This is a genomic window from Chthoniobacter sp. (assembly GCF_040003245.1).
Lineage (GTDB): Bacteria > Verrucomicrobiota > Verrucomicrobiia > Chthoniobacterales > Chthoniobacteraceae > Chthoniobacter.
In genome coordinates this window covers 1-3697 of sequence record NZ_JBDUCX010000385.1, presented here as the reverse complement: position 1 = coordinate 3697, position 3697 = coordinate 1, and the positions used below count along the sequence as shown (strand labels likewise).

Annotated in this window: 5 protein-coding genes; 3 read left to right on the top strand and 2 right to left on the bottom strand. The window is 59.2% G+C overall.

Annotated features, from left to right (window positions below):
* Positions 1–104: 104 nt before the first annotated feature.
* Positions 105–578: a hypothetical protein gene (locus ABJF10_RS29960; protein WP_348548269.1), complete on the bottom strand. Its 474-nt coding sequence runs from the start codon at positions 576–578 to the stop codon at positions 105–107.
* A gap of 119 nt (positions 579–697) precedes the next feature.
* On the opposite strand from ABJF10_RS29960, the gene ABJF10_RS29955 reads away from it, so the two are divergent.
* Positions 698–1435, top strand: a complete 738-nt coding sequence (locus tag ABJF10_RS29955; RefSeq protein ID WP_348548268.1) for a hypothetical protein — start codon at positions 698–700, stop codon at positions 1433–1435.
* Here ABJF10_RS29955 and ABJF10_RS29950 read toward each other — a convergent pair.
* Complete coding sequence (locus ABJF10_RS29950; RefSeq protein WP_348548267.1) at positions 1407–2315, bottom strand: zeta toxin family protein; 909 nt, start codon at positions 2313–2315, stop codon at positions 1407–1409. The two genes, ABJF10_RS29955 and ABJF10_RS29950, sit on opposite strands and share 29 nt — an antisense overlap.
* Positions 2316–2758: 443 nt before the next feature.
* On the opposite strand from ABJF10_RS29950, the gene ABJF10_RS29945 reads away from it, so the two are divergent.
* Positions 2759–2953: a hypothetical protein gene (locus ABJF10_RS29945; RefSeq protein ID WP_348548266.1), complete on the top strand. Its 195-nt coding sequence runs from the start codon at positions 2759–2761 to the stop codon at positions 2951–2953.
* Between the two features lie 56 nt (positions 2954–3009).
* Positions 3010–3697, top strand: a 688-nt coding sequence (locus ABJF10_RS29940; RefSeq protein WP_348548265.1) for a bifunctional DNA primase/polymerase, incomplete at its 3' end; no start/stop codon positions are given.

The following is a 3697-nucleotide window of genomic DNA, read 5'->3' as shown; positions in this document are numbered from 1 at the left end:
TTTACCGCGGGGACTTCGCTAACTTTTTGCAGAAAGGATGAAATATCCGGGCTAACGCGCCCGCCGGCCAAATGAGGGCCGGGCAACGGCATTGCCGCCACCTTTCAGCGCGAGGGCAGGGCTTCGGGGAGCAGTTTGTCGCGCAGCCGTTCCAGTTCCTTGATTACGCATTGGATGGCGTGCCAGCCTTGCGGCGGAAACGACGACCATTGCAGACGGAGGGTGCAAAGGCCCGCGCGCAGAAAAAGCTCATTGTCGCCGCCGTCACAGACCAGTCTCCCGTCGCCGGGAATGAGGATGACCGGGCAGGTTTCCGCGACATGCCGAAACCCCGCATAGTCCATAGCGTCGAGCTCCGCAAACCGCCACGGCGAGAATTCTTCTCCCGGCCGTTGGTAGCGTGCGCCGATACAGTTCACCAGCGGCGCGTGTCTTGCGGGTGCAGGTCTTTCGGTTCGGTGAAAGATGGCGATTTCGCTTATCCCGGCTGGCCAATGGGGCGCGCTGAGGTAGTGGAAATCGGAGCGGTAGCTGTAGCCTTCCTGTTCGATTTGGGTGTCGGTGATGGTAACGCTCATTTGCGAAGAAAGGCCGGTACGAAGCGTGGCACGATCGAGGGATGCGAAAACGGAAAATAGTTCAGAAAATCTGCGGGGGGTGGTTGACGCCGGGATTCGAGAACCGTCTTCTCTCTACCATGACAGAGCTCCCGTCATTCCTGAAGGTGCTGCCGACACCGGCTTCGTTCAAGGGGCACCCGTATCTAGCATGGCTGGAGAAGGCGAACCCGGAAGCCTACCGGCAGTTAACGGAACAGACGAAGGAACTGCGCACCCTTCGCAGCATGAACGTGATGCTGGAGTGCAACAAGCGGCGGCTGCCGACGGCGAGCCTGGCGAGGATACAGTCGGAAAGGGGGCGGGTCATCGCGAAGATGTGGCATCACCATGCGGCGTATTACCGGCTGACGGGGGGAACCCCTCCTACGCCGGGCGGGCAGCGCCTATCCGGGCGCGAGGAAATGATGACGGGAAAAAGTGAAAACGTGCTGGCTGGGCAGGCTGCCCCTAGAGTTCGAGAACCGTCTGCTCTGATAGTGGGCGAGAGCCTGCCAACGCTGAGCTTGCTGCCCGATCACCCCGCGGGCGGCGGCAATCGGGACGAATGGGCGCGCATAGTGGATGAGACAGGCCGGAAGCTCCTGCGGCAATCAGAAGCCAGCCGCCGGCTCCGTCGCAGTATCGACGGCCTTTTGAGTTACAATGAAGAGAACCTCAGCGTCCGGACGATTCGGCACCTGACGCTAACCCGCTATATCACGCGAAAGCGATTGGATTGCCTGCACCTCAAGGTATGCCGAGCCTTGGGGCGGAGGGAGGACCACGGCGACATCCGGAATCCGAACATCAGCCTCGTTGAGCGCGAAGGCGAATAATGTGCTCGGTCAACTCGGCCACGGCGGCGCCCTTGGCTTTCTCCATGGCGGCGTTGGCATCGGCCAGCTTCTTATCCACCTCGGGAACGGTGATACTCATCCGGTCGGCAATCTGCTGCTTGTCCGCACCGCCGCGCACGGCTTCGAGGATTTCGCGCTGATCTTTCGGCAGTTCCTTTCCCGCCTCGCGCATCGCGTGGGCGAGCACGCCGTCAGGGACGACCGTGGACGATGCTCCTAATGAGTTGCCTTGGTCGTTCGCGTCTTCTCCGCCGCCCTTTTCAGCGCTTCCGAACCCTGCATCTGAAACACCTTCGCCGCTTCGTCGAGACTCATCTTGTCCATCTCCTCCGCTGAGATGTCGGAATAGTTCTTCGGTGTAGCCTGGTTGCCCTGCGTTGTTGGCGAATTCTTCACGCAAGGCAGCATAGGCTGTCCGGCGCGCTTCGTCAACGGGCGTCACCCGAAGCGTCGCGAACTCCTCCGGCGACATCGGCCGCCCGCCATTGCTGGTGTTGTCGATCGTCGCCACGGCAACCTTGTCGGGAAACTCGGCCGCGATTCGGCGCACATTCTCCAATGCCTGCGAGTGGCGTTCCGCTGATCCGCCGACCTCTGAAATTCTCCCATCCTGAATGGATCTTCCGACGATGTTTTGCACCGCCTCTCCGAGAGGTCGGTAAACATAACGAATGAGCACGTCGTGACCATCATCCACGGCTGCCTTCACCGCGGCATGCGCCTTCTCGTAGCTGGAGAACGTGGAGTCGAAAACGAGGTTGCCGGCATCTTCTCCCGTGGATGTGCTTTTGCCAGCGCCCGGACCACCTGCGGTGAAATACACCTTGCTGCCCGGTGACTGCGTACGCAGCGCGTCCATCCATATTCGTTGGCGATGTGCAGTGCCAGCCCGACGTTTGCGATGGCTCGGTCTGCCGCTAATTCACTGGGATAATCTCGTGGAGCGGAACCCCCCGGCGCTTCGCCTCCTTGATCGCCGCGCACAGAGCCTCGTCCTCCTTCGGGCGTTGCTTTCGGCGATCCGCCCACATCACCTCGCGCTGCCGCGAGGATTCCCGGAGGGAGTTCTCCGTGCTTCCACTGCGGGTCTGTGCCGTTGGCGATTCCATCAAGGACAGATTGCACCTTCGCCTTCGTGTCGGCAAGGCTTCGGATAGGGTCGCGCTTTTTCGGGCCTTTTGATACGGTGGGTGGCGGTGGGGCACGGCTTACGCACACTTTGCAAACCCCTTTGTTAAGGTATCAACTGACGTAGGCCTGCATAATCTGAAAAATGTCATTGACGTAGTGGGGTCGCACGGCATGGCACGCTGGCCTATGCCACTATTGACTCAAAAACAACTCGCGGAGGAACTCGGCCTGAAGGTGCCGGGCGTTATCAGTTTGACCCGCAAAAAGAAAATCCCAGTGCTGCGCATCAGTCACCGATGCGTGCGCTACGACCTCGAAAAGGTTCGCGCGGCGCTCAACAAATTCGAGGTTAAGGCCATCAACTAAAGGCAAAAGCCGCTCCCTCTCCGGCAAGTTTGGGAACGGCTTTTGTGAATAGAAACGTGAAGACCTTACCTTTTGCCCTGCCCCCCGACAAGGCGATAAACTATGATTACTATCCGCGCGTCAAATGTCTACGGCAATTGCTCGGCAATGATGCGGTCATGGTGGCGTGCCAGCCGGGCACTAAGAAACCGAAACAGCGATGGGGAAGGCTCACGCTCGCCGCGATGTCGAAACCGTCGCACCTGGGGAAGCTCGAAACCCATAACATCGGCATTGTCCTGGGCACGACGTCCAACGGACTTTGTTCCATCGACCTCGATGATGACGCGGCAATGGATGAATTTCTGCGCATCAATCCGCACCTTTGTGAAAGTCTGCGGAGCGTGGGCGAGAGCGGTTGCAATGTTTGGGTACGGATCATCGGTGATTACCCGGCTTCCTGTAAGATCACTTGGAACGATGGAGAAGCGGCCGGTGAATGGAGAGCCGACGGCAACCAGACTATTATCAGCGGCAAACACCCCTCGGGCTGTGAATACACGATCGTTGTTGAGGAGAAGCCGGCGGAAATCGAGTTTGGAAAGATCAACTGGCCGAAAGACTTCCGAGTCGGGCTGCTCAGGGCATCAGCGCCCATTGTACACAGTAACACAGTCACTCAGCTACACAGGTCACACAGTCATTCAGTCACCCAGTGTACACAAGTCGGTGCGAGTCCCACGGCGTTCGCCATTTCATCGTTCG

What these genes read in the sequence shown, in the direction of transcription:
- ABJF10_RS29960 (WP_348548269.1), bottom strand. Translation starts at nt 578, where the DNA reads ATGAGCGTTACCATCACCGACACCCAAATCGAACAGGAAGGCTACAGC.
- ABJF10_RS29955 (WP_348548268.1), top strand. Translation starts at nt 698, where the DNA reads ATGACAGAGCTCCCGTCATTCCTGAAGGTGCTGCCGACACCGGCTTCG.
- ABJF10_RS29950 (WP_348548267.1), bottom strand. Translation starts at nt 2,315, where the DNA reads ATGGACGCGCTGCGTACGCAGTCACCGGGCAGCAAGGTGTATTTCACC.
- ABJF10_RS29945 (WP_348548266.1), top strand. Translation starts at nt 2,759, where the DNA reads ATGGCACGCTGGCCTATGCCACTATTGACTCAAAAACAACTCGCGGAG.